Origin of the sequence: Deinococcus radiotolerans, assembly GCF_014647435.1 — a bacterium.
GTDB lineage: Bacteria > Deinococcota > Deinococci > Deinococcales > Deinococcaceae > Deinococcus > Deinococcus radiotolerans.
Genome location: NZ_BMPE01000010.1, coordinates 39,671 through 61,521, shown reverse-complemented (window position 1 = coordinate 61,521; position 21,851 = coordinate 39,671). Strand labels below are relative to the sequence as shown.

Annotated in this window: 18 protein-coding genes; 10 read left to right on the top strand and 8 right to left on the bottom strand. The window is 69.7% G+C overall.

The features are described 5' to 3' along the window. Positions 1 to 28 precede the first annotated feature (28 nt). A complete protein-coding gene (locus IEY63_RS14910; RefSeq protein ID WP_189069795.1) occupies positions 29 to 1,492 on the top strand; it encodes a glutamate synthase subunit beta in 1,464 nt (487 codons plus the stop codon). A 57-nt stretch (positions 1,493 to 1,549) separates the two neighbouring features. On the opposite strand, the gene IEY63_RS14905 is transcribed toward IEY63_RS14910, so the two are convergent. From IEY63_RS14905 to IEY63_RS14885, 5 genes are all read right to left on the bottom strand, one after another. Beyond that, positions 1,550 to 1,969: a YybH family protein gene (locus tag IEY63_RS14905; protein WP_189069794.1), complete on the bottom strand. Its 420-nt coding sequence runs from the start codon at positions 1,967 to 1,969 to the stop codon at positions 1,550 to 1,552. Beyond that, positions 1,935 to 3,050 carry an HD-GYP domain-containing protein gene (locus tag IEY63_RS14900; RefSeq protein ID WP_189069793.1) on the bottom strand — a complete coding sequence of 372 codons (1,116 nt, stop codon included), beginning with the start codon at positions 3,048 to 3,050 and terminating at the stop codon, positions 1,935 to 1,937. Before IEY63_RS14900 ends, IEY63_RS14905 begins: the two co-directional genes overlap by 35 nt. A gap of 373 nt (positions 3,051 to 3,423) precedes the next feature. Further along, complete coding sequence (glyA, locus tag IEY63_RS14895) at positions 3,424 to 4,653, bottom strand: serine hydroxymethyltransferase (RefSeq protein ID WP_189069792.1); 1,230 nt, start codon at positions 4,651 to 4,653, stop codon at positions 3,424 to 3,426. An 86-nt stretch (positions 4,654 to 4,739) separates the two neighbouring features. Next, entirely contained in the window at positions 4,740 to 6,209 is a 1,470-nt protein-coding gene (locus tag IEY63_RS14890; RefSeq protein WP_189069791.1) for a potassium/proton antiporter, read from the bottom strand. A 140-nt stretch (positions 6,210 to 6,349) separates the two neighbouring features. Then, the gene (locus tag IEY63_RS14885) at positions 6,350 to 7,690 is read right to left on the bottom strand and encodes a lamin tail domain-containing protein (protein WP_189069790.1); all 1,341 of its coding nucleotides are present in this window, start codon (positions 7,688 to 7,690) and stop codon (positions 6,350 to 6,352) included. A 247-nt stretch (positions 7,691 to 7,937) separates the two neighbouring features. Here IEY63_RS14885 and pheS point away from each other — a divergent pair, with 247 nt between their 5' ends. The 4 genes from pheS to IEY63_RS14865 all read left to right on the top strand — a co-directional run bounded on the left by pheS (position 7,938) and on the right by IEY63_RS14865 (position 13,006). Next, positions 7,938 to 8,957: a phenylalanine--tRNA ligase subunit alpha gene (pheS, locus tag IEY63_RS14880; protein ID WP_189069789.1), complete on the top strand. Its 1,020-nt coding sequence runs from the start codon at positions 7,938 to 7,940 to the stop codon at positions 8,955 to 8,957. 257 nt (positions 8,958 to 9,214) lie between these two features. Continuing rightward, positions 9,215 to 9,640, top strand: coding sequence for an NUDIX hydrolase (locus IEY63_RS14875; protein WP_189069788.1), 426 nt, complete (start codon positions 9,215 to 9,217; stop codon positions 9,638 to 9,640). Positions 9,641 to 9,735: 95 nt separating this feature from the next. Next, a complete protein-coding gene (locus IEY63_RS14870) occupies positions 9,736 to 12,192 on the top strand; it encodes a phenylalanine--tRNA ligase subunit beta (RefSeq protein ID WP_189069787.1) in 2,457 nt (818 codons plus the stop codon). Positions 12,193 to 12,304: 112 nt separating this feature from the next. Further along, positions 12,305 to 13,006 carry a hypothetical protein gene (locus tag IEY63_RS14865; protein WP_189069786.1) on the top strand — a complete coding sequence of 234 codons (702 nt, stop codon included), beginning with the start codon at positions 12,305 to 12,307 and terminating at the stop codon, positions 13,004 to 13,006. A 6-nt stretch (positions 13,007 to 13,012) separates the two neighbouring features. On the opposite strand, the gene IEY63_RS14860 is transcribed toward IEY63_RS14865, so the two are convergent. Then, positions 13,013 to 13,987 carry an NUDIX domain-containing protein gene (locus IEY63_RS14860; RefSeq protein WP_189069785.1) on the bottom strand — a complete coding sequence of 325 codons (975 nt, stop codon included), beginning with the start codon at positions 13,985 to 13,987 and terminating at the stop codon, positions 13,013 to 13,015. Between the two features lie 26 nt (positions 13,988 to 14,013). On the opposite strand from IEY63_RS14860, the gene IEY63_RS14855 reads away from it, so the two are divergent. Then, positions 14,014 to 15,108, top strand: coding sequence for a glycosyltransferase family 4 protein (locus tag IEY63_RS14855; protein WP_229784735.1), 1,095 nt, complete (start codon positions 14,014 to 14,016; stop codon positions 15,106 to 15,108). 124 nt (positions 15,109 to 15,232) lie between these two features. Here the strand turns inward: IEY63_RS14855 and IEY63_RS14850 are convergent, their stop codons facing one another. Next, the gene (locus IEY63_RS14850; protein ID WP_189069784.1) at positions 15,233 to 16,351 is read right to left on the bottom strand and encodes an FAD-dependent monooxygenase; all 1,119 of its coding nucleotides are present in this window, start codon (positions 16,349 to 16,351) and stop codon (positions 15,233 to 15,235) included. 254 nt (positions 16,352 to 16,605) lie between these two features. Between IEY63_RS14850 and IEY63_RS14845 the strand changes: the two genes are divergently transcribed. Together IEY63_RS14845 and mscL are read left to right on the top strand one after the other, a co-directional pair. Continuing rightward, complete coding sequence (locus IEY63_RS14845) at positions 16,606 to 18,120, top strand: DUF512 domain-containing protein (RefSeq protein WP_189069783.1); 1,515 nt, start codon at positions 16,606 to 16,608, stop codon at positions 18,118 to 18,120. 81 nt (positions 18,121 to 18,201) lie between these two features. Continuing rightward, a complete protein-coding gene (gene mscL / locus IEY63_RS14840; RefSeq protein WP_062159275.1) occupies positions 18,202 to 18,585 on the top strand; it encodes a large conductance mechanosensitive channel protein MscL in 384 nt (127 codons plus the stop codon). Between the two features lie 58 nt (positions 18,586 to 18,643). Here the strand turns inward: mscL and IEY63_RS14835 are convergent, their stop codons facing one another. Further along, positions 18,644 to 20,113, bottom strand: a complete 1,470-nt coding sequence (locus IEY63_RS14835; RefSeq protein WP_189069782.1) for a serine hydrolase — start codon at positions 20,111 to 20,113, stop codon at positions 18,644 to 18,646. Between the two features lie 61 nt (positions 20,114 to 20,174). On the opposite strand from IEY63_RS14835, the gene gatC reads away from it, so the two are divergent. Continuing rightward, positions 20,175 to 20,468 (top strand): Asp-tRNA(Asn)/Glu-tRNA(Gln) amidotransferase subunit GatC, encoded by a 294-nt coding sequence (gene gatC / locus IEY63_RS14830; RefSeq protein WP_189069781.1) that lies wholly within the window; start codon positions 20,175 to 20,177, stop codon positions 20,466 to 20,468. A 70-nt stretch (positions 20,469 to 20,538) separates the two neighbouring features. After that, positions 20,539 to 21,816, top strand: a complete 1,278-nt coding sequence (gene serS / locus IEY63_RS14825; protein ID WP_189069780.1) for a serine--tRNA ligase — start codon at positions 20,539 to 20,541, stop codon at positions 21,814 to 21,816. Positions 21,817 to 21,851: the final 35 nt, after the last annotated feature.

Below are 21,851 nucleotides of genomic sequence, written 5' to 3'. Positions count from 1 at the left end.
CCGGGCGCGTCCCCCCACCGGAGCACGCATGAGCAAGATCACCGGCTTCCTCGACCAGCCGCGCATCAAGGACCAGTACGCCCCGGTCGACGCGCGCCTCAAGCACTACCACGAGTTCCTGCTGCCCCTCGCGCCCGACGCCGCCCGCCTCCAGGCGACCCGCTGCATGGACTGCGGCATCCCGTTCTGCAACAACGGCTGCCCCGTCGGGAATATCATCCCGGACTTCAACAACCTCGTGTACCAGGACGACTGGCGCTCGGCGCTGGACACCCTGCACTCCACGAACAACTTCCCCGAGTTCACGGGCCGCATCTGCCCCGCGCCCTGCGAGGCCGCCTGCACCCTGAACATCAACGGCGACGCGGTCGGCATCAAGAGCATCGAGCTGAGCATCATCGAACGCGGCTGGCAGGAAGGCTGGGTCACGCCGCAACCCCCCGCCGTGAAGACCGGGAAGAGGGTCGCCGTGATCGGCTCCGGCCCCGCCGGGCTGGCCGCCGCGCAGCAGCTCGCGCGCGCCGGGCACGACGTGACCGTGTTCGAGAAGAACGACCGCGTGGGCGGCCTGATGCGCTACGGCATCCCCGACTTCAAGATGGACAAGCACCACATCGACCGCCGCGTGGAGCAGATGCAGGCCGAGGGCGTCACCTTCCGCACCGGCGTGCTGGTGGGCGCGTGGCCCGACGCCAGCAAGGTCACGAACCTCAGCAAGCAGACCGTCACGCCCGACGAGCTGAAAGCCGAATTCGACGCCGTCCTTCTGGCGGGCGGTGCCGAGCAGCCCCGCGACCTGCCCGCCCCCGGCCGCGACCTGGACGGCATTCACTTCGCCATGGAGTTCCTGCCCCAGCAGAACCGCGTGAACGCCGGGGACAAGCTGAAAAAGCAGCTGCGCGCCGAAGGCAAGCACGTCATCGTGATCGGCGGCGGCGACACCGGCAGCGACTGCGTCGGCACCAGCAACCGCCACGGCGCCGCGTCCGTGACCCAGTTCGAGGTGATGCCCCAGCCGCCCGAACAGGAGAACAAACCCCTCGTGTGGCCCTACTGGCCCATGAAACTCCGCACCAGCACCAGCCACGAGGAAGGCGCCGTGCGTGAATTCGCCATCGCCACCAAGGAATTCATCGGCAAGGGCGGCAAGGTCACGGGCGTCAAGACCGTCCGCATGGAATTCAAGGACGGCCAGCTGACCGAAGTGCCCGGCAGCGAGGAGATCCACAAGGCCGACCTCGTCCTGCTCGCCATGGGCTTCGTCAGCCCCGTCGGCAGCGTCATCGACGCCTTCGGCATCCAGAAGGACGCGCGCGGTAACGTCCACGCCCACACCGATGAGGGCGGCTACCACACCAACGTCGACGGCGTGTTCGCCGCTGGGGACATGCGCCGCGGCCAGAGCCTCGTCGTCTGGGCCATCCGCGAGGGCCGTCAGGCCGCCCGCGCCATCGACCAGCACCTCATGGGCACCTCGGTCCTGCCCCGCTGAGACCCAGCTCAGAAGGCCGCGCCGACCCAGACAGGGGAGAGGCGCGGCCTTGAGCATTTACACCGGTCGGTGTAGGTTGACCTTGCCGCTGGCGAAGTCGGCGGGGGCGCTGCTGTGTTCGTGGAGGATCAGCCAGCCGTCGCCGCTGCGCGTGAGGGTCAGGGTGAGGCGGTTGTTCATGGCGCGCAGGCGTTCGCCGCTGGCACTCAGGCCCGCGTAGGTGACGAAGGCATGCACGAGGGCCAGGTCCGGCGTGACGTGGCTGCGGACGTCGTCGAAGGTGACCTGCACGCGCTCGTCACCCAGGCTGGCGAGCCAGCCGTCCACCATGCCGCGCCACGCGTCCCGGCCGTCGTAGAGCCAGTCTTCCCACATGTCGTATACGGTGACGTGTGGGTGGCACAGGGACAGGAGGGCGTCAGGGTCGCGGCGGTAGACGGCGTCAGCGTAGGCGGACAGGAGCTGTTCGGGCGGCATGGCCCACGTTACCACTGGGTTGTTCGTGAACGGAATGGATGTTGCTTGATCTGTCATTAGACGATATGACGCGCTGGCCTAGCACCTGCGTGAGGGCCTGCACCACCTGCGGGTCGAAGTGCGTGCCGCTGCCCTGCTGAACGAACTGAAGGGCGTCCCCGGCTGTCCAGGCGGGCTTGTACACGCGGGGACTGATCAGGGCGTCGAACACGTCGCACGCCGCGAAGATCCGCGCGGGTAGGGGAATGGCGGCGCCGCTGCGGCCGCAGGGGTACCCGGTGCCGTCCCAGCGTTCATGGTGCGCGGCGATCACGTCCAGCGCCTCGCGGGGCAGAAACGGCAGCTGCTGGGCGATGCGCAGGCCCTCGCCGACATGCTCCCGCATGCGTTCACACATGGCGGGTGTCAGCGGGCCCGGATGATGCAGCAGGTCGTCCGGGAGGGTCAGTTTGCCAATGTCATGCAGGTACGCGCCCCAGCGCAGGGCGTCCAGCGTGTCGGGCGGCAGGCGCATGGCCCGTCCCACCTGCGTGGCCAGCTGCGTGACCCGGTCGGTATGACCGAAGGTTTCAAGGTCCCGGGCTTCCAGGGCCAAGCCCAGGGTGCGCAGCGCCTGCTCATGCGCGTTCCGTTCGCGCGCCTCGGCGTGCAGGCGCGCGGCGACCAGGGCGACCAGTCCGGCCAGGGTGTGCAGCAGCGTGCGTTCACTGGCCGTCCAGTCGCTGTAGGTGTCGCGGGCCAGCAGCAGGGCGCCCAGCAGCGCGTCGTCCCGTTCGCGGATCGGTGCGATCAGCAGGTCCGGGTGCCGGGTGCTGCCGGGCACGCTGAGCAGGTCGTCTGTGCGGCGCAGGTCCCGCAGGACCGCGTCGGGCAGGACGCCCGGGGCGGCGCCGTCCGTGACGCGAGCACCGTATCCACCTGGCGCCGCCTCTTCAAGCTGGTAGTACGCGGCGCCGCCCGCGTCGGTCCGGGCGGTCAGGGTCTTTACGACCGGGCGCAGGGCCGTGCTGAGACTGCTGGCGGTCAGGCCGACCTGCGTCAGGTGCTGCGTGAGGATGTCGGGGAGCAGGGCCTGGTCCATGCGTGACCGCACTATGGCACCCAGGAGTGGAGAAATTCACAAAGTCGGGTGAGGGTCCCCTTGTGAAAAGGCCCGGCTGGAAGGACTCCGCCGCCCCCGCACAACCGGTCTGACAGGCAGCAGTGCCGCGGCCTCCAGCTGGAGGGGGGTTGCCCGGTCGCCGACTGACGCTGCCCTGGCTCATCTGGACTCATGCGCCAGGCCGGGTAGGTCTGGCTCCCGCCTGCTTACCTGCCACGGTGTGTGAACCGCAGCCGCACCTCAGGGCAGGGGCTTTCGGACCATGACCTTCTGAACCGTGCGTTGATCCCCGGCTGTGAACAGACCGGCGCGCCCCCGGTCAGAGGGCGCGCCGGTTCAGGCTGAGTCTGAATCAGGGCAGGGGGAAGCCGCCCGCGAAGGCATGCACCTCGGCCTTCACGTCCTCGCCTTTCAGGGCGCGGTCGATCAGGTCCGCGACGCTCTGCATGTCCGCTTCCTTCATGCCGCGCGTGGTGACGGCGGGCGTGCCGATGCGGATGCCGCCGCCGTGCAGAATCTTCTCGGTGTCGTACGGCAGGGTGCTCTTGCTGATCGTGATGTGGTTCGCATCGAGCCGTTTCGTGGCCTTGGTGCCGTTCAGGCCCTGGGGGCGCAGGTCCAGGACGAGCAGGTGGTTGTCGGTCCCGCCGGACACCACGCGGTACCCGCGGTCCTGGAAGGCCTGCGCGAGCGCCTGCGCGTTGCGGATGATCTGCGCGGCGTACGCCTTGAACTCGTCGGTGAGGGCCTCGCCGAACGCGACGGCCTTCGCGGCGATCACGTGCTCCAGCGGGCCACCCTGGTAGCCGGGGAACACCGCGCGGTCAATTTTCGCGCCGAGTTCCGGGTCGTTGCTGAGGATGATTCCGCCGCGCGGCCCGCGCAGGGTCTTGTGGGTGGTGCTGGCCACCACGTGCGCGTGCGGCAGCGCGTTGGGGTGCACCCCCGCCGCGATCAGGCCCGCAATGTGCGCGATGTCGGCGAACAGGATCGCGCCGACCTCATCAGCGATCTCGCGGAAGGCCGCGAAGTCAATCGTGCGGCTATACGCGCTGGCGCCCGCGATGATCATCTTCGGTTTGTGCTCGTGCGCCAGGCGGCGGACCTCATCCATGTCGATCAGTTCCGTCTCGGGGTTCACCTTGTACCCCACGATCTGGTAGCGCAGGCCCGAGAAGTTCACGGGATTCCCGTGCGTCAGGTGCCCGCCGTGCGACAGGTCCATGCCCAGCACGGTGTCACCCGGCTCGATCAGGGCGTTGTACACCGCGAGGTTCGCGCTTGACCCACTGTGCGGCTGCACGTTCGCCCAGGCCGCGCCGAACAGTTCCTTCAGGCGGTCAATGGCCAGCTGCTCGATGCGGTCAACGACCTCGCAGCCGCCGTACCAGCGCTTGCCGGGGTAGCCCTCGGCGTACTTGTTCGTGACGATGCTGCCCTGCGCTTCACGCACCGCGGCGGACGTGAAGTTCTCGGAGGCGATCAGTTCCAGTCCCAGGCGCTGCCGCTCGGCCTCCTGGGCGATCAGGTCGAAGAGGGCCGTGTCACGGGCGGGCGCAGTGGGATGGGCGGTGCTGGTCATGACGTCACGGTAACACCCCCCCACCACGCGGGTCGGGGGGGTGTCTTTGCAGGTCAGACGAGGCGCAGGTCAGGTGCGCTGGCCGCTCAGGTGAGGGCGCTGCGGCCCAGCATGCGCCGCACCTCACGCAGTTCCTCCGGTCCGGCCAGAACGAGCACCTGATCCCCGCCGCGCAGGTCGGTCGCGCCGCGCGGAATCAGGTACTCCCCGGCGCGGTTGACCAGGATCACCAGCGCCTCGGGGGGGAGTCCCAGGTCGACGATGCGCTGCCCGTCCGCCTCGCTGCCGGGCGTGACCTCCACCTCGACCATGTTGTTGCGGTCGTGGCCGGTGGGCGTGTACGTGATCGGGGACGCCGCGTTCACCGGCAGTGCCTCGCGGACGTGCAGGAAGCGCGCCACGAGCGTCAGGGTGGTGCCCTGGAGGAGCACGCTGACCAGCACGATGAAGAACACGATGTTGAAGAGCGTCTGCGCCTGCGGCACGCCCGCCAGCAGCGGGAAGGTCGCCAGGACGATCGGGACCGCGCCGCGCAGCCCCACCCACGCCACCATGGTCTTCTCGTTCAGCGGCATCTTCGCGCGGGCCAGCGCCAGGTACACGCTGACGGGCCGCGCCAGGAACACCAGCACCAGCGCGCACGCGATGGCCAGGCCCGCCGTGGGCAGCAGGTCGTGCGGGTTGACCAGCAGGCCCAGCGTGAGGAACATCGCGACCTGCATCAGCCACGACAGCCCGTCGTGGAAGCCGATCAGGGACCGCTTGTGGATGAAGTCCGCGTTGCCCAGGATCACGCCCGCGATGTAGATCGCCAGGAAGCCGCTGCCACCCGCGACCGCCGTGCCCGCGAAGATCGTCAGGGCCAGCGCCAGGGACAGCACCGAGTACAGGCCCTCGAACTGGAGTTGCAGGCGGTTCAGGACCCACAGGGCCGCGCGCCCCAGCACCACGCCGAACACGGCGCCCAGCAGCATCTGCTTCAGGAAGAGTGGCACGATGCCCAGCACGCCCAGTTCCGGGTGCGCCATCAGATCCAGGATGCCGACCGTCAGGAAGACCGCCATCGGGTCGTTCCCGCCGGACTCGAACTCCAGCAGCGGGGCCACCTCACCCTTGAGGCCCAGCTGCCGCTCCTTGAGGACGCTGAACACCGCGCTGGCGTCCGTGCTGCTGACAATGGCGCCCAGCAGCCACGCCGTCAGCCACGGCAGTCCGAAGGCGTAGTGCACGAACGCTGCCATGATCCCGGCGGTGCCCAGCACCCCGACCGTCGCCAGGCTCAGGCCCCGGCGCACCACGGGCCGCGTGTGCGCCCAGTTCGTATCCAGGCCGCCCTGAAACAGGATGAAGCACAGCGCCACCGTCCCGATCGCCTGCGCCAGGTGGTAGTCCTGAAACTGGATGCCCAGCCCGTCGGACCCCGCGACCATGCCCACGCCCAGGAACAGCAGCAGGCCCGGAATGCCCAGCCGGCCCCCGATGCGGCTCATGAGCAGACTCATCAGCAGCAGGACCCCCACCACCAGCAGGAACACTTCGGCGTGCACTTCACCCATGCGGTCTCCAGATCATGACGGTCATCGTTTCACGCACCTGGACACGTAAAACAGGACCGGCGGCCCAGAGAGGCGCCCCCGGTCAGGAACATGAAGACTCAGTGAAGGTTTAGCGGACCGGACCCATCAGGCCCGGCTTCTCAGAGGTCCCGGGCCAGCCAGCGCACGATGTTCTTGCCCATCGCCGCGTTGCTGAGGTTCGGCCAGTTGTTGTACGTGCCCGTGCTGCCGTCCGACAGCGTGTTGTCCTCGAAGGTGCTGCTGTCACCCCACATCGCCACGCGGCCCGTCCCCACGCTGTTCACCGCGAGGTACGTCTTGCCGCCCGTGCCCATCAGCGCCGTCCCCGACAGGACGTCCACGCTGGTGCCCACGTACACCCCGGCACTGCTCACGCCGCTGAGGATCGGGTGCGTGGTCAGGGGCGTCGCCGTGAGGACCGGATCGCTGAAGCTGGAGTTGAACGACGCGTTCAGCCCGAAGAGCACGTCACTGTTCAGGCTCGCCTGATACGCGCTGCTGACGCTGCTGGGCGTGCTGCCGTCCCAGCCGTCGAACACCTCCGGGCTGTCCCAGCCGCTGTTGTTCCGGTCACTGACGCGGTGATCGGTGATCATGAACAGCCCGCCGCCGTTCTGCACGAACGACTGGATCGCGGCGCGCTCCGCATCACTGAACGGGTTCTGCGGCTCGGGAATGACCAGCACCGACGCGCCCGACAGGCTGGTCGAGGTGATGCTCGTGCCGGTCACGCTGCTCACCGTGTACCCCAGGGCGCGCAGGGCATTCGCGTAGTCGCTGTACGCCCCATCAATGCGCCAGTCGGCGTTCCCGGCGTCCTCAGCCTTCGTCAGGTCGAACAGGACCTTCTTCCCGGTCGTGCCGCCCCCGCCGCCGGTCCCGCCCCCGTTCGCCGCGCCGGGCGTGCTGACCTGCACCTTGAAATCCACGCTGTTCGCGTTCGTGTCCGACCCGTCCGGCACACGCGCTAGGGCGCTGCCCGCCCCGGTCGTCGCCGCTGGCGTGCCCTCGCCCTTGTTGCTGCTGGGCGTGCCATACGCCACCGCGTCAATGATCGTGCTGCTCTTCTGGAGGCGCAGGCTGCCCGACCCGTTGTTCAGGTCCGCGCCCGCGTTCACCAGCGTCCGGCTGGCCACGGTCGTGTCCTGCGCCACCACGAAGTACCCGCTCGCCGGGATCGTCCCGGACAGGGTGATCGTGCGGTACTGCGTGCCGGCCGTATCGAACGCCGCCAGCGTGTACCCACTCAGGCTCGCGCCCGCCGGACCCTTCAGCTCGATGAACGTCCCCACGTCCGTACTCGGCGAGTCGTAGTACAGCTCATTGATGACCGGCTCGCCCGCCGCCGCCAGGGCAGACAGGGGAGGACCCGAAGCGGCAGGAGTGCGACCACAGGAAGACAACGCAAGGGAAACGGAGGCCAGCAGCACGAAGCCGCGCCGGAAGGTTGAATTGAACATCGGAGTCCCATTCTGCCCCCCCGTGTCAAGGCCCTGTCAACACCGCCCGGTCACCTTCAACCCAACCCGGCTCCGCCCCGCCGCAGCCCGGACCTGCTACCCTGAACCCCATGACGCCCCGGACCGGTACACCTTCGCCGTTTACCCGCACCGGGGTCACGCTCGCCTGAACAGGTCGCAGCGCGTCACCCCGCCCGCACCCGCGAGGCGGGGCTTTTTCATTCCCCCCACAGGAGGAACCACAGCCATGCAGCACGAAGCCATCCCCGAAATCCAGGCGGCCACCACCCTTGAAGCGCTCCAGACCGTCAAAACCAAGTACGTCGGCAAGAGCGGCCTCGTCACCCGCGAACTCGGCACGCTGGGCAAACTTCCCCCCGAGGAACGGAAGTCGCGCGGCGCCGAGATCAACGCCGTCCGTCAGGCCATCCAGGACGCCCTCGACACCCGCGAAGCCACCCTGAAACGCGAAGCCCTCGACGCCCAGCTGCAAAGCGAGGCCATCGACGTCACCCTCCCCGGCCTCCCGCTCCCGGCGGGCGGCCTGCACCCCATCAACCGCGTCTACGACGACCTCACCGGCATCTACGAACGCCTCGGGTACACCGTCGTCGAGGGCCCCGAAGTCGAGGACGAACACCACAACTTCGAAGCCCTGAACGTCCCCTGGTACCACCCCGCCCGCGACCTCCAGGACACCTTCTGGCTTGAGGACGGCCGCCTGCTGCGCACCCACACCAGCCCCATGCAGATCCGCTACATGGTCGACCACGAACCCGACCTCAAGATCGTCGTGCGCGGCAAGGTCTACCGCTACGAAGCCACTGACGCCACCCACGAAAGTATGTTCCACCAGCTCGAAGGCCTCGTCGTCGGCGACCACATCAGCATGGCCGACCTGAAAGGCACCATCGCCGAAATGGCCCGCGGCCTCTACGGCCCCGGCGCCAAGGTCCGCTTCCAGCCCAGCTACTACCCCTTCGTGGAGCCCGGCGCGGACTTCGCCGTGTACTGGGACAACCCCCGCGGCGAGAGCAAATGGCTCGAACTCGGCGGGTGCGGCATGGTCCACCCCAACGTCTTCAAAGCCGTCGACGACCTCCGCGAAGCGCAGGGCAAACCCCGCGTGTACGAGGGCAAGACCGGCTTCGCGTTCGGCCTCGGCCCGGAACGCATCGCCATGCTCAAGTACAAGATCCCCGACATCCGCTACTTCTACGCCAACGACCCCCGCGTCATCGGGCAGTTCCGGGGAGACTTGGAGTGAATATTGATGCGGCATCGGCGCAGCTTCGGGATTTCCTGATTGACATGCCCGAAGCGTCGGTGGGTGCGCAAGTGCAATTCCTAGCTGACCGGGGCTATTCCAAAATCGAATGTATAGGAGCACTTCAGCGTGTCTACCGATTGAATCTCGGTGAAGCGAAAAAGAGCGTGCATCTCAGTCCGGCATTCGAGTACCGGCGAGCCAGTGACGACGCTTTTCACGACGAGTTGATTTCTATTCTCGAACGAGGTGAACCGATGACCCTTCGACCCCGAGCCGTCGCCATCATCCTCAACGACAGCGCCGAGGTGCTGCTGATGCTGCGCCGCAAGCAGGGCCGCGCGTACGCCACACTGCCCGGCGGCGGCATCGAGCCCGGCGAGACGCCCGCCCAGGCCTGCGTCCGCGAGGTGCTGGAGGAAGTGAACCTGACCGTCACAGTCGGCCCGGAACTCCTCGTACTGGAGAACATCGGCAACCTGGAACACTACTTCCGGGCGCACGTGCAGTCCGGCGAGATGCGCCTCGGCGACGGCCCGGAAGCGATCCGCAGCAGCGACGAGAACTGGTACTCGCCGCAGTGGGTGCCCCTCACGGACCTGGAAAGCGTGAACCTTGTCCCCGAGCGGGCACGGGACCTGGTGCGCGAGGTGGCAGGGACCGCCGCGCCACAACACGACTGACAGCAGGCTGAAACTGATTTTTTCTCCCTCTCCCCAATGGAGAGGGGCGGGGTGAGGGGTCACTGGACTGCCACCCGAACATCCGAGGTTACTCAATGAAAATTCCGTATTCGTGGTTGAAGGAACTGGTGCCGAACCTGCCGTCCGTGACGGAGCTGGAGCCGATCTTCGCGCAGCTGGGCCTGCCGCTGGAGGGCGTGGAGGAGGTCGCGGCGCCGCCGGCGGGGGTGCTGCTGGTGGCGGTGAAGGCCGCGGAGGCGATGCCGGGCACGCAGCTGACGAAACTGACGCTGGATGTCGGTGAGCATGGCGAGAAGGTCATCGCGTCGGGTGCGGGGAACGCGGTGGGTCTGCCGGCGGGGACGATGCTGGCGCTGGTGTCGCCGGGCACGGAGCTGGGCGGCATGACGTACGGCGTGCGGGCGTTGCAGGGCGTGGAGTCGTGGGGCATGGCGGCGAGTGCGAAGGAGCTGAGTCTGGGCGAGAGCAGCGCGGGGCTGATGCTGTTCCCGGCCGGGACGGCGAAACCGGGGACGCCCCTGCGGGAGCTGTGGGCGGCGGATCACGTGCTGGACGTGGAGGTCACCCCGAACCGCGCGGACGTGCTGAGCGCGCTGGGGCTGGCGCGGGACCTGGCGGCGTTCCTGAAACTGGACCTCGTGCAGCCTCCGATGGGGCCGCAGGCGGTGGGGGAGGGCGAGATCCGCGTGTCCCTGCCGGAGAAGGGCATCCGCATCGAGCGGGACCCGACGCAGAAGCTGCGTTTCGGCTGCGACCGCTTCGTGGCCCGCACCGTCAGTGGCCTGCGCAACGGCCCAGCGCCGCTGTGGATGCAGCGCCGCGTGACCCTGGCGGGCATGCGCTCCATTGACCTGATCGTGGATACCAGCAACTACGTGATGCTGGAACTGGGGCAGCCGACGGCGCTGTACGACCGCCGGGACGTGCGCGGCGATCAGATTCTGGTGGCGTTCGGGCTGCGTCAGGGCGAGGTCGTGCGGGACCTGCTGGGTGGCGAGCATGAGGTCGGCCCGGAGGACCTTCTGATCCTCGACGGCGCGCAGCCCGAGGTGTCCACCGTCGCGGAGGCCTTCGAGACCGCCGGGCAGCCAAGGGTGGGCGACACGGTGCTGGGCATCGCGGGCATCGTGGGCGGCGACCACGGGCACGTCCGCGCGGACACGACCGACGTGGTGGTGGAGGTCGCGCACTTCGACCCGGTGCTGCTGCGCCGCACGAGCACCCGCCTGGGCCTGAAGACCGACGCCGTGTTCCGCTACGAGCGGGGCGTGGACCCCCTGCTGCCCGAACGCGCGGCGGCCCGACTGGTGGGTCTGCTGGGCGACGCGGGCGGACAGGTGCACCCCGGCGCGACCGTCGTGGGCGACCCGGAGATCCCCGGCCGGATCGAGGCGACGGGTGAGCAGATCCGCGCGCTGCTGGGCATGCCGGTGGACACCGAGGAGATGCGCGGCATCCTCACCCGCCTCGGGTGCGTCGTGGAAGGCGAGGGGGACACGCTGAGCGTCCTGCCGCCCTCGTGGCGGGTGGACATGGCGATCTGGCAGGACCTCGCCGAGGAGGTCGCGCGCCTGCACGGCTTCGTGCACCTGCCCGAGACCCTCCCCACCCTGCGCGTGCACGAGAGCAACCTCGGCGCGGAAAGGGAAGGCGTGGCCCGCGCGACCCTGCGCCGCACCCTGGCCGGGCTGGGCGCGCAGGAGGTCGTCACGTACACCTTCACAAGCGACGAGGAAGCCCACAAGGCCCGCACCGAGCGGCCCGGCGTGCGCCTGCGTAACCCCCTGAGCGCCGACCGGACGGCCCTGCGCACCGCGCTGTACCCCAGCCTCGTGAAGGCCGCGCAGGCCCACGCCAAGGGCGACCGCGCGCTGATCTTCGAGATGGGCCGCATCTTCCCGGCCACCGGCGAGACCGAGCGGATGGGCCTCCTGATGCGCGGTCCGCTCGCGCCCCGCACCGATCAGGCGGGCGTGGCCGGGGACTTCCGCGCGTTCAAGGGCCTCGTGGAATCCCTGGCGGGCACCCTGGGCGCCAGCTTCGAACTGCGCCAGCTGCGCGGGGACGCCGTGCCTGCGGCGCTGCACCCCGGCATCGCGGGCGAGGTCGTCTGGAACGGGCAGAGCGTCGGCTGGCTGGGCGCGCTGCACCCCGAGATCGCCCAGGCGTTCGGCCTCAAGGGCGACACCTTCCTGATGGAAGCGGCGCTGCCCCTGCCGCCCCGCGAGTGGGCGTTCCGCGACCCCAGCCGCGCCCCCGCCGCGTGGCGCGACCTCGCCGTCATCACCCCCACCGGTGTCAGCTACGGCGAGATCGCGGCCCTGCTGCGTGAACACGGCGGCGCGCTGCTCGAAAGCGTGGAACCCTTCGACGTCTTCACCGGCGAGCAGATCGGCGCGGGCAACCGCTCCGTCGCCGTTCGCCTCGTCTTCCGCGGCGAGAAGACCCTCACGGACGCCGAGGTGGACCCCGTCATGGAGCAGCTCATGACTGCTGTCCGCGCACAGGGCTGGACCATCCGCGAGAAGTAAGCGGGCTATGCGCTCTGAGCCACGAGCTCTGAGCAGGTAGAAGGAGCCAGGGCCATGTGCTCTGGCCTTTTGCCTGCGCAGTTCTCAGGAGACTGACGGGCAGACTGGACGCATGTGGCGAACGCTTCTGCTGGCGGCGGCCATCCTGGGCGGGTCCGGTGTCGCGCAGGTGGTGGGGATGCCAGTCTCGGTGCGCTTCGGGGCGCTGTACTGGATCGACGCGCAGGGGGGCGCGCCGGAGGTGGCGGCCGGGCGGGTGCGGGTGCCGCTGGTGGCCGCGTGCGACCTGCTGGGCCTGACCTGCCCGGTCTCGGGGCGTGCGGCGGTCGTCAATGGCGTGCGGGTGCCGGTCACGGCGGGCCGGGTGGCACTGCGTGACCTGATCGCAGCCCGGACGCCGTTCACCCTGACCTTCGACGCGCGGTCCCGGACGGCGGTGGTGGGCACTCCCCCGAATGTCGACATGATCGCCGTGCCGTGGATGCGGGCCGAGCAGGACTGGGGCCTGACGCTGAACCCGCCCTACCGGGGGCCGCTGCGGGCCCAGCGGGGCGCACCGGAGCGCGCGCCGTCGCGGTTGCGGCGCTACGGGCTGACCTCCGGCGGCGGGGCGCTGGGCGGCGTGACGCTGCTGGGCCGACTCCCGGCGGGGGTGGGTTCGACGGCGGGTGGGCTGACTGTCGTGGGGGCGCAGGCTCCGTTCCTGCCGGACACCCCGAACCGTGACCCGGGCTGCGGCGCCCGCCCCCGCTGCGAGGGACGCGCCGACGTCCGGGCGCTGTGGGTGCTCGCGGCGGTGGAGGCCGCCCGCTGACTCGGGTCAGCCGTGCGTGCGCCACCAGCGGAGGTTGGCCCGGATCAGTTCGCCGCTCAGGTCCTCGTCGGGGGGCAGGTCGTCGGGGCTGAACCACCCGACCTCCAGCACCTCGCCGGGCTGGGGGGTGAGGGTGCCGGTGACGCCGTGGGCGCGGTACAGGACCGAGACGAAGTCCACGACGTGCCCGTTGGGGTACGTGAAGCGGTACTCGGGGCCGGCGAACAGGTGCAGTGGTTCCAGGTGGGTGGCGTGCAGGCCGGTCTCCTCGAACAGTTCGCGGGCGGCGGTCTGGGCGAAGGTCTCGCCGGGTTCCAGGCTGCCGCCGGGCAGGGTCCACAGGCGGGTGTGCCCGTGCCGCAGCAGCAGGAGGCGGCCCCCGTCGTCGGTGACGAGGACATTCGAGCCGGGCGCGAACCAGGGGCGCGGGCCGATCACGCGCCGCAACTCCATTAGGAAGTTCCCGACCGGTGGTGCGGGTGGGGTGGGGGCCAGTGGCAGGGGTGGGAGGCCCGCGCGGGCGCGCAGGACGTTCAGGCTGGCGCGGTTGGCGTTGTTGCTCAGCTCCGGCAGGGCGTCTAAGGGGAACCAGCGGAGTTCCAGCGTCTCGCCGCTGTCGTCCGGCGCGGCCCGTTCCAGCGCGGCAGCAGGCAGCGTGCCGTGGGCGCGCATCCCGATGATGTAGATCTCGTGCCCGTTCGGGTAGCGGTGGAACAGCTCCGGGCCGTCCTGCAACCCCTCGGGCAGCGGCAGCAGCGTCAGGTCCGGGCAGTCCAGCCCGGTCTCCTCGAACAGCTCGCGGCGGGCGCCGGTCAGGAAGCTCTCGCCGGGTTCAAGCGCGCCGCCGGGTTCGCCCCACAGGCCGTCGTCCCCGCGGCGTTGCAGCAGCACCCGCCCCTCCTCGTCCTGGATCAGGACGCCCACGGCGGCGGCGATCAGGGGCGCGTTGCCCCATACCTCACGCAGTTCCATCAGGGTCATCAGGGCTTACGGTACCCTGCCGGGTGATGAGGACCGATGCTGCGCCGCTGCGCGTGCTGTTCGTGACCGACGCGCCCGCCGTGGGCGGCAGCGAGGTCTACATGCGCGAGATCATTCCCCCCATGCGCGCCCACGGGGTGCACGCCGAGGTCGCCATGCCGGACGTGCCGGGCACCGCCGACTTCCGCGCGCAGCTTCAGGAGCGCGGCATTCCCGTGCACGCCTACCGCACCCTGGACGAGGTGGCCCGCGTGGAGCGTGCGGGGCAGGGCTTCGACCTGTCGGTCCTGAGCAGCTGGAATCCGCGCGGGTACCGCAAGTACTACCGCGCGCTGCGCGGGCCGTTCGTGTCGCTCGTGCACGATCAGCTGATGCTGCACATTCCGGGCCTGCCGCAGGGCGTGTACCGCGCGTGCTACGAGTGGCTGCAGGCCGGGGACATCCGCGGCGCGCAGCACGTGATCACCGTCTCCGAGTGGGGTGCCGAGTACCTGCGGCGCCACCACCGCATGACCCAGGTGCATGCCGTGCCGAACGGCGTGGATACCATGAAGTTCCGCCCCGGCGACCCGCAGGAACGCGCCGCGCTGCGTGGGCGGCTGGGTTTCACCGGCTTCACGGTGCTGAACCCGGCCCGCATGAGTATCGAGAAGAACCACCCGGCGGTCATCGCCACGGCGTGGCAGGCGCCGGAACTGCACTTCGTGCTCGTCGGCACCGGGTACCTGGAACCCGCCCTGAAACGCGCGGCGCCGCGCAACGTGACGTTCCTGGGCAAACGGCACGACATGCCGGACCTGTACCGCGCGGCAGACGTGGTCCTGCAACCCACCATCGCGGAGAATCAGTCCCTGGCGACCCTGGAAGCCCTGGCGAGCGGCACGCCGGTCGTCACGAACGACATTCCCGCGCAGCGCGAACTGATCCGCATGGGGCAGGAGGGCCTGCTCGTGCGCGGCGGCGCACCCAGCTACGCGGCGGCCCTGCGCGCCCTGGCCGCCCACCCGGACGCCCTGCGCCGCATGGGCCTCGCGGCGCGTCAGAGCGTGCTGGACGGACACACGCTGGACGGCAACGCTCGTCACCTCGCCACGCTGCTCACGGAACTGGCCGGGCGCTGACGGCGCGGGAGAGTCACGGACAGCGGTTGGAGGGACTTGCTCTACGGCGCAGCTCTTCGAGTCCGCTCGATTCAGGGGTATTGAGGAAGGCCTTCAATACCCCTGACTGCTGCTGTGAGTCGGCTCAGCCGTCGTAGAAGGTCTCGATGCGCTGGCGGGCCAGTTCGGGGCTGAGTTTCAGGGCGGCGTTGCGCAGCAGCCGGGCCGGGCCGCGCAGCTGTCCGATCTGGCCCAGGTGGCGGGACTGCTGCACCATGCTGTTCGCAGTGCCTTCCCGGGCGCGCTGGTAGGCGGGCAGCGCCAGTGAGAGCGGCAGCCCGCTGCACAGCGCCTGCGCCAGGGCGTCCGCGTCCTGTAGGGCCTGCGCGGCGCCCTGCCCGAGGTTCGGGGTGGTGGCGTGCGCGGCGTCCCCGATCAGCACGGCCCGGCCCCGGTGCCAGTGGGGCAGCGGGTCGATGTCGCTGAGTTCCACCGGGTGGATGTGGTCCTCCTGCGTGTGGGCGATGAGTTCGATCACCTGGTCGGGGAAGTCGCGGTACTCGCGCAGCAGGTCGGTCTTCCTGCGGGTCTGCCCGGGGGCGGTGTGGATGGGCGCGTGCCAGTACGTGACGCCGGGCGCGATACGGAAGAAGGTAAAGCGGTGCCCGCGTCCCCAGAATTCCACGAAGGAATCTCGGAATTCGGGCAGCGGGTCGATGCTCGTCAGGCCCCGGTACGCGATCTGCCCGGTGCTCACCAGTCGCGCCTCGGGCATCAGGAGGTCGCGGGCGCGGGAGACGCGGCCCTCGGCGTCCACGAGCAGCCCGGCGTTCACGCGGGTGCCGTCCGTGAAGGTCACGGCGACCTGATGCGCGTCCTGCGTGAGGCCCAGCAGGCGGCGCCCGGTGTGCACCGTGCCGTCCGGGAGGCTGGCAGCCAGCGCGCGGTGCAGCCCCGTTCTGGAGATCGCGTACAGGCCGCGTCCGTGCGTGCGGGCCACCTCGCGCTGGTCGCGGTGGTACAGCACGCGCCCGCCCGCGTCGATGATCTGCATGTCGCGCAGGGCGAGCCCGTGGGTGTCCAGCACGTCCGCCACGCCCAGTCGTTCCAGGATGCGGGCGCTGTTCGGTGGGATGATCAGCCCGCCCCCGATGGACTGGAGCTGCGGCGCGGCCTCGTGCACGTGGATGGGGTGGCCGCGCAGGGTCATGGCGCGGGCGAAGGCCAGGCCGCTGATGCCGGCCCCGATGACGTGAATGTTCATGGGCACCCTCCGGGGGTGGGAATGGCGAAGGCGTGCGCGGCTTTTCGCCGTGCTGGACGTTGTTAAATTCAGTATTCGCCCGGGCGGGTGGGCCGGTTGTCCCGCCCGGGCGCCGGCGCGAACCTGCGCCCGCTCACACCTGACCCTGGGCGCGGCTGTTATGCTGCTGTGCTTGATGCGGTGCCCCCAGAGCGGCCCGCGCGCAGGTGACAGGTGAGGGGCCGCCACAGCGTCCCGAAAAGGGGTGAAGTGAAGTGACGGCAGCCGAACAGATACAGGATCAGGTGTTTCCCGCGCCCATCAAGACCGTGGAGGCGGGCAGCGCCGCCGAACGTGCGGGCGTGCGCCCGGGCGACGTGCTGCTGCGCGTGAACGGGCAGGCCGTCACGGACGTCCTCGCGTACCGGCACCTCCTCTCGCAGGGGAAGGCGACGCTGGAGATCGCCCGCCCGCAGGAGGCGCCGCGCGTCATGACCGGCGTGCCCGGAACCGCGCAGGACCACCACCGCCTCTTCCTGCCCACGGCGCCCAGCCTGGACGACACGTTCACGTTCAGCGTCGAGTGGGAGGACCCGGGCCTGGAGTTCGAGGAGGTGCTGTTCGACGGCATCAAGAAGTGCGCGAATAAGTGCGACTTCTGCTACGTGCACCAGATGCCGCGCGGCTTCCGCAAGAGCCTGTACATCATGGACGACGACTACCGCCTGTCCTTCCTGTACGGCTCGTTCGTGACGCTGACGAACCTGTCCGAGAACGACATCCAGCGCATCGAGGACGAGAACCTCTCGCCGCTGTACGTCTCGGTCCACACCGCGAACCAGGACCTGCGCCAGGACATGATGAAGTGGTGGCGCCTGAAGGTGAAGGATCCCCAGGCCGTGCAGATCCGCAGCATGATCGAACGCCTGGAGCAGATCGACCTGTACACGCAGATCGTGCTCGTGCCCGAACGCAACGACCGCGAGAACCTCGACGAGACCGTGGAGTACCTGTCGAGCCGTCCGAACGTGATCAGCGCGGCGGTCGTGCCGATCGGCCTGACCAGCCACCGCACGAACCTCCCGGACGTGCGCGTCTTCTCCCGCGAGGAAGCGCAGGACACGCTGCGGCGCCTGAACGTGTGGCGTAAGCAGTTCCTCGCCGAGCGCGGCACCCGATTCGTGTTCCCGTCGGACGAGCTGTACCTGCTGGCCGGCGAGCCGCTCCCCAGCGAGGAGGAGTACGAGGGCTTCCCCATGCTGGAAAACGGTGTGGGCATGATCCGCGACTTCCTCACCGAGGGCGTCCCGGAGCTGCCCGCCGCGCTGCCCGAGCCCCGGCGCGTGATCCTGGGCACCGGCACGCTGTTCGCCGAGTCCCTCGACCGCGCCGTGGAACCCCTGCGAGCCATCAGGAATCTCAGCATCGAGGTGCGCGCCGTCGAGAACAAGACCTTCGGCAAGGTCACGACCGTCGCGGGGCTCCTGACGGGCCGCTGCTTCCGGCACGCGGTGAAGCCCGGCGAGGCCGACCTGCTGATCGTGCCGCCCACCACCCTGCGCTACGGCACGGAACTCATGCTGGACGACGTGAGCCTGGACGAACTGCGCGCCGAACTGCGCATGGACATCCGCTCGGGTGGCTCCACGCTGGGTGAACTGGCCCGCGTGATCCTCCAGGGGGCGCAGAGCAGCGGCCCGCAGTTCGGCATGAGTGCCCACGCCGTCAAGGACACCGCCGAACCCATCTCTGTGCAGGTGGCCGAGCAGAACATGCGCGGGCAGGCGTAAGCCCCCGGCACACTTTCTGTCTAGGCAGGTGCGGGCCCGGGAGGATTGTCCCGGGCCCGCACCGCCTGACACACTCTGGACATGCTGAGTGGATTCCAGAAGTTCCTCCTGCGCGGCAACCTCATCGACCTGGCGGTCGGCGTCCTGATCGGCGCGGCGTTCGGCAAGGTCGTCGACACGTTCACCAAGGGCGTGATCATGCCGATCATCGGCATCTTCGGCAGCGTCCCGAACTTCGACAACCTGAAATTCAGCGTGAACGGCAGCGAGTTCTTGTACGGCCAGTTCCTCACGGCGCTGATCAGCTTCCTGATCACGGCGACCGTCATCTACTTCTTCGTCATCACGCCCTTCAACCGCCTGATGGAACGCTTCAAGCGCGAGGAGAAACCCGCCGTGGCCGAACCCAGCAACGAGGAGAAGCTGCTGGCCGAGATCCGCGACGAACTGCGCCGCCGCCCCTGACCCGCCGCGCCGTGGTGTCCCCCGGACCTGCGGGCACCGGGGGATCTGCGGGCTGCCTTCACTTCAGGAGGTTCAGGGTCGCGCCGTACAGCCCGAAGAAGGCGTCCTCCTGCAGGGGCCTCGGGGCATTCCAGGTGGCGCTCACGCAGTACGTGCGGCCCGTCAGGGTGGTGACCTGGGTCGTGAGGTTCAGCACGCCGGGCTCGCTGCCACCCTTGTAGCTCACGCTGCGGAACTTCGACGGGTCGGCCACGCCGGGATTCAGCTGCGTCTCCTTCAGGCCCGCCACCCCGGCCATCAGGCGGCACAGCGTGGCCGGTGTGGCGAACCACTCCACGTCCCGCGCCAGGGTGCCGCCGCCCGCGAACGCCGAGGCGGCGGGCAGAGGGGCCACCCGGGCGCGGTCCAGCACGGCCCGGCGCGCAGGCACGCTCAGGACGGCGGCGCGGTACTCAGCCAGCAGCGCGGCGTTCGCGGGGTTCTTCAGGGCGAAGGCCTCGCGGGTGCTTGGGAGGGGCCGCTGGCCGAACCGGGCCTCCACGCCCGCGCGGCCCACCACGCCCAGCAGCAGGTCGGTGGCGGTGTTGTCACTCTGCGCGATCATCCGCGCCGCCAGGTCCCGCAGCGTGTAGCGGCTGCCCGTGGGGGCGTCCTGCAGGGTGCCGCTGGGCAGGCTGCGGTCTGCGTCGGTCAGGGTCACCTCGTCCGTCCACTGTTTCTGCCCGGCGCTCACCTGTGCTTGCAGGTCAGCCAGGATCGCCAGTTTGAACGTGGACCCGACCGCCAGGGGCCGCGTGACGTTCAGTGCGGCGGCGGGCGCAGGCGCCCCGACCTCCTGCACGAGCAGGCTGACCAGACCGGGCAGCGCCGCGAAGGCCGCGCGGGCCTCGTCCAGCGAGGCCAGTTGCGCCGGAGGGGACGTGAGGATGAGCGCCGTCACGCGCCCCTGGTCGTCCAGCGCGAATTGCGTGACGTTCAATTGCCCCCGCTCGAAGATCAGCCCCGCGATCTGCGCGCTGATCTGCACGTCCCTCAGGGCCCCGAACTGGGCGCGCACGTCCGCCAGCAGCGCCCGCAGCTGCGCCTCCGGCACGGCCGCCAGGAAGGACGGGGCGAACAGCGAGGCGTCGAACGGCCCGCCGAAGATGCGGGTCAGTACCTCGCGCGGCGAGCCCGCGCCGGTCCCCGTCGCCACGAGCGGCGCGAAGCGCAGGCCCGTGAAGCGGCCCTGGTCGTCCAGCGTGCTCAGCACGGTCAGGTCACCGCGTTCGAACACCGCCACGAGCGTCTCACCGCGCTCCTCGGCCCGCACGAACGCGCCCAGCTGGTCGGTCAGGCCATCCAGCGCCGTCTGGAGCGCCTCGGTCGGCAGGGCGGCCAGGAAGGACAGCGCCAGCCACGCGGGCTGCACCGGTCCGCTGAAGAGGCGCGTCACGGCGGCCGCCGGGCTGGGCGCGGCTTGCACCTGCGCGGACGCGAGGGGCGCAGCGGCGAGGACGGTCAGGAGGACGGTCGCGGCAGGTCGCATGCCCCTGACTACGCCAGCGGGCGGGTGCGGGTTCCGGGGGCCGCCGCCTATACTTCTGGGCATGATTGACGCGGCCCAGATCGACCATCTCGCGCAGCTCGCGCGGCTGCACCTGACCCCGGAGGAACGCGCGGCCATGCAGGCCGACCTGACCCGCGTGCTCGGCTACTTCGAACAGCTTGGCGAGGTGGACACCGGCGGCGTGCAGGAGATGCAGCGCCCCGTGAACCTCGTGAACGTCCTGCGCGACGACGTGGCGGGCGACGCGTTCCCCGTCAGCACCGTGACTGCGCTGGCGCCCGAGAGCATGCCCGACGGCCACATCCGCGTCCCCCGCACCGTGGAGACCGACTGATGACGGGCAAGACGCTCAGGGGCGGCCCCTCGCTTGACTTGATGGTCACCGACCGTCTCTGGAGGCTGTGATGCTCGACCTGAAGTTCATCCGCGAGAATGCCGGGGCCGTGAAGCACGCCGTGGAGGTCAAGGGCGTGCCCCTGGACATCGACGAGCTGCTGCGCCTCGACCGCGAACTGGTGGACCTCAAGCAGCGCGTGGAGGCCATGCAGGCCGAACGCAACGCCAACGCGAAACTGGTGCCGAAGGCGACGCCCGAGGAGCGCCCCACGCTGATCCAGCGCGGCAAGGACCTCGCCGAGGAGATCAAGGCGCTCGACCCGGCCCTGCGCGCCCACGAGGACAACCTCAGGCAGCTGCTGCTGCGCGTCCCGAACATCCCGCACGCCTCGGTGCCGGTCGGGCGGGACGACAGCGAAAACGTCGAGCTGCGCCGTGAAGGGACGCTCCCCGCGTTCGATTTCACGCCGCGCGATCAGGTCGACCTGCTGGAGGGGCAGGGCTGGAGCGACTTCGAGCGGGTGGCGCGCGTGTCCGGCAGCCGCAGCTACCTCCTGAAGGGTGAGGGCGCGCTGCTGGAGATGGCCGTGCAGATGTTCGCCATGAGCTTCCTGGCGGGTCGGGGTTTCACGCCGCTGAGCACGACTGCGCTGGTGCGCCCCGAGACCCTCGTGAACTCCGGGCACTTCCCCGGCGACGAGGAGAGCGTGTACAAGCTCGAGGGCGACGAGCTGATGCTGGCCGGGACCGCCGAGGTGCCCGTGAACAGCCTGTATGCCGGGGAGCAGCTGAGCGCCGATCAGCTCCCGATGGCGTTCTCCGCGATCAGCGGCGCGTTCCGCCGCGAGGCCGGGAGCGCCGGGCGGGACGTGCGCGGCCTGATCCGCGTGCACGAGTTCCGCAAGGTCGAGCAGTACGTCATCTGCCGCGCCGACGAGCAGGAGGGCCTGAAGTGGTTCGAGACCCTGCTCGGCAACGCCGAGGCGATCCTGCAGGCGCTGGAACTGCCGTACCGGGTCGTGCAGAACTGCACGGGCGACATGGGCGCGGGCAAGGTCCTGATGTACGACATCGAGACCTGGGTGCCCAGCGAAGCCAAGTACCGCGAGACGCACTCCTGCTCTTACCTGGGCGACTGGCAGGCGCGCCGCACCGGCCTGCGCTACCGCGACGAGCACGGCAAGCTGGTGTACGCGCACACCCTGAACAACACCGGGATCGCCACGCCGCGCATCCTCGTGCCGCTGCTGGAAAACCACCAGCGGGCCGACGGGACCATCCACGTCCCCGAGGCGCTGCGCCCGTACCTGGGCGGTAAGGCCGTTCTGGGTCAGCCCGTCCGCTGACATCAGGAACGGGGCAGAGGGGGGCCGCGCTGACC

What these genes read in the sequence shown, in the direction of transcription:
- mscL (WP_062159275.1), top strand. Translation starts at nt 18,202, where the DNA reads ATGCTGAGTGGATTCCAGAAGTTCCTCCTGCGCGGCAACCTCATCGAC.
- IEY63_RS14835 (WP_189069782.1), bottom strand. Translation starts at nt 20,113, where the DNA reads ATGCGACCTGCCGCGACCGTCCTCCTGACCGTCCTCGCCGCTGCGCCC.
- serS (WP_189069780.1), top strand. Translation starts at nt 20,539, where the DNA reads ATGCTCGACCTGAAGTTCATCCGCGAGAATGCCGGGGCCGTGAAGCAC.
- IEY63_RS14875 (WP_189069788.1), top strand. Translation starts at nt 9,215, where the DNA reads ATGACCCTTCGACCCCGAGCCGTCGCCATCATCCTCAACGACAGCGCC.
- IEY63_RS14855 (WP_229784735.1), top strand. Translation starts at nt 14,014, where the DNA reads ATGAGGACCGATGCTGCGCCGCTGCGCGTGCTGTTCGTGACCGACGCG.
- IEY63_RS14905 (WP_189069794.1), bottom strand. Translation starts at nt 1,969, where the DNA reads ATGCCGCCCGAACAGCTCCTGTCCGCCTACGCTGACGCCGTCTACCGC.
- IEY63_RS14885 (WP_189069790.1), bottom strand. Translation starts at nt 7,690, where the DNA reads ATGTTCAATTCAACCTTCCGGCGCGGCTTCGTGCTGCTGGCCTCCGTT.
- IEY63_RS14910 (WP_189069795.1), top strand. Translation starts at nt 29, where the DNA reads ATGAGCAAGATCACCGGCTTCCTCGACCAGCCGCGCATCAAGGACCAG.
- IEY63_RS14870 (WP_189069787.1), top strand. Translation starts at nt 9,736, where the DNA reads ATGAAAATTCCGTATTCGTGGTTGAAGGAACTGGTGCCGAACCTGCCG.
- IEY63_RS14900 (WP_189069793.1), bottom strand. Translation starts at nt 3,050, where the DNA reads ATGGACCAGGCCCTGCTCCCCGACATCCTCACGCAGCACCTGACGCAG.
- IEY63_RS14860 (WP_189069785.1), bottom strand. Translation starts at nt 13,987, where the DNA reads ATGACCCTGATGGAACTGCGTGAGGTATGGGGCAACGCGCCCCTGATC.
- pheS (WP_189069789.1), top strand. Translation starts at nt 7,938, where the DNA reads ATGCAGCACGAAGCCATCCCCGAAATCCAGGCGGCCACCACCCTTGAA.
- IEY63_RS14865 (WP_189069786.1), top strand. Translation starts at nt 12,305, where the DNA reads ATGTGGCGAACGCTTCTGCTGGCGGCGGCCATCCTGGGCGGGTCCGGT.
- glyA (WP_189069792.1), bottom strand. Translation starts at nt 4,653, where the DNA reads ATGACCAGCACCGCCCATCCCACTGCGCCCGCCCGTGACACGGCCCTC.
- IEY63_RS14850 (WP_189069784.1), bottom strand. Translation starts at nt 16,351, where the DNA reads ATGAACATTCACGTCATCGGGGCCGGCATCAGCGGCCTGGCCTTCGCC.
- IEY63_RS14890 (WP_189069791.1), bottom strand. Translation starts at nt 6,209, where the DNA reads ATGGGTGAAGTGCACGCCGAAGTGTTCCTGCTGGTGGTGGGGGTCCTG.
- gatC (WP_189069781.1), top strand. Translation starts at nt 20,175, where the DNA reads ATGATTGACGCGGCCCAGATCGACCATCTCGCGCAGCTCGCGCGGCTG.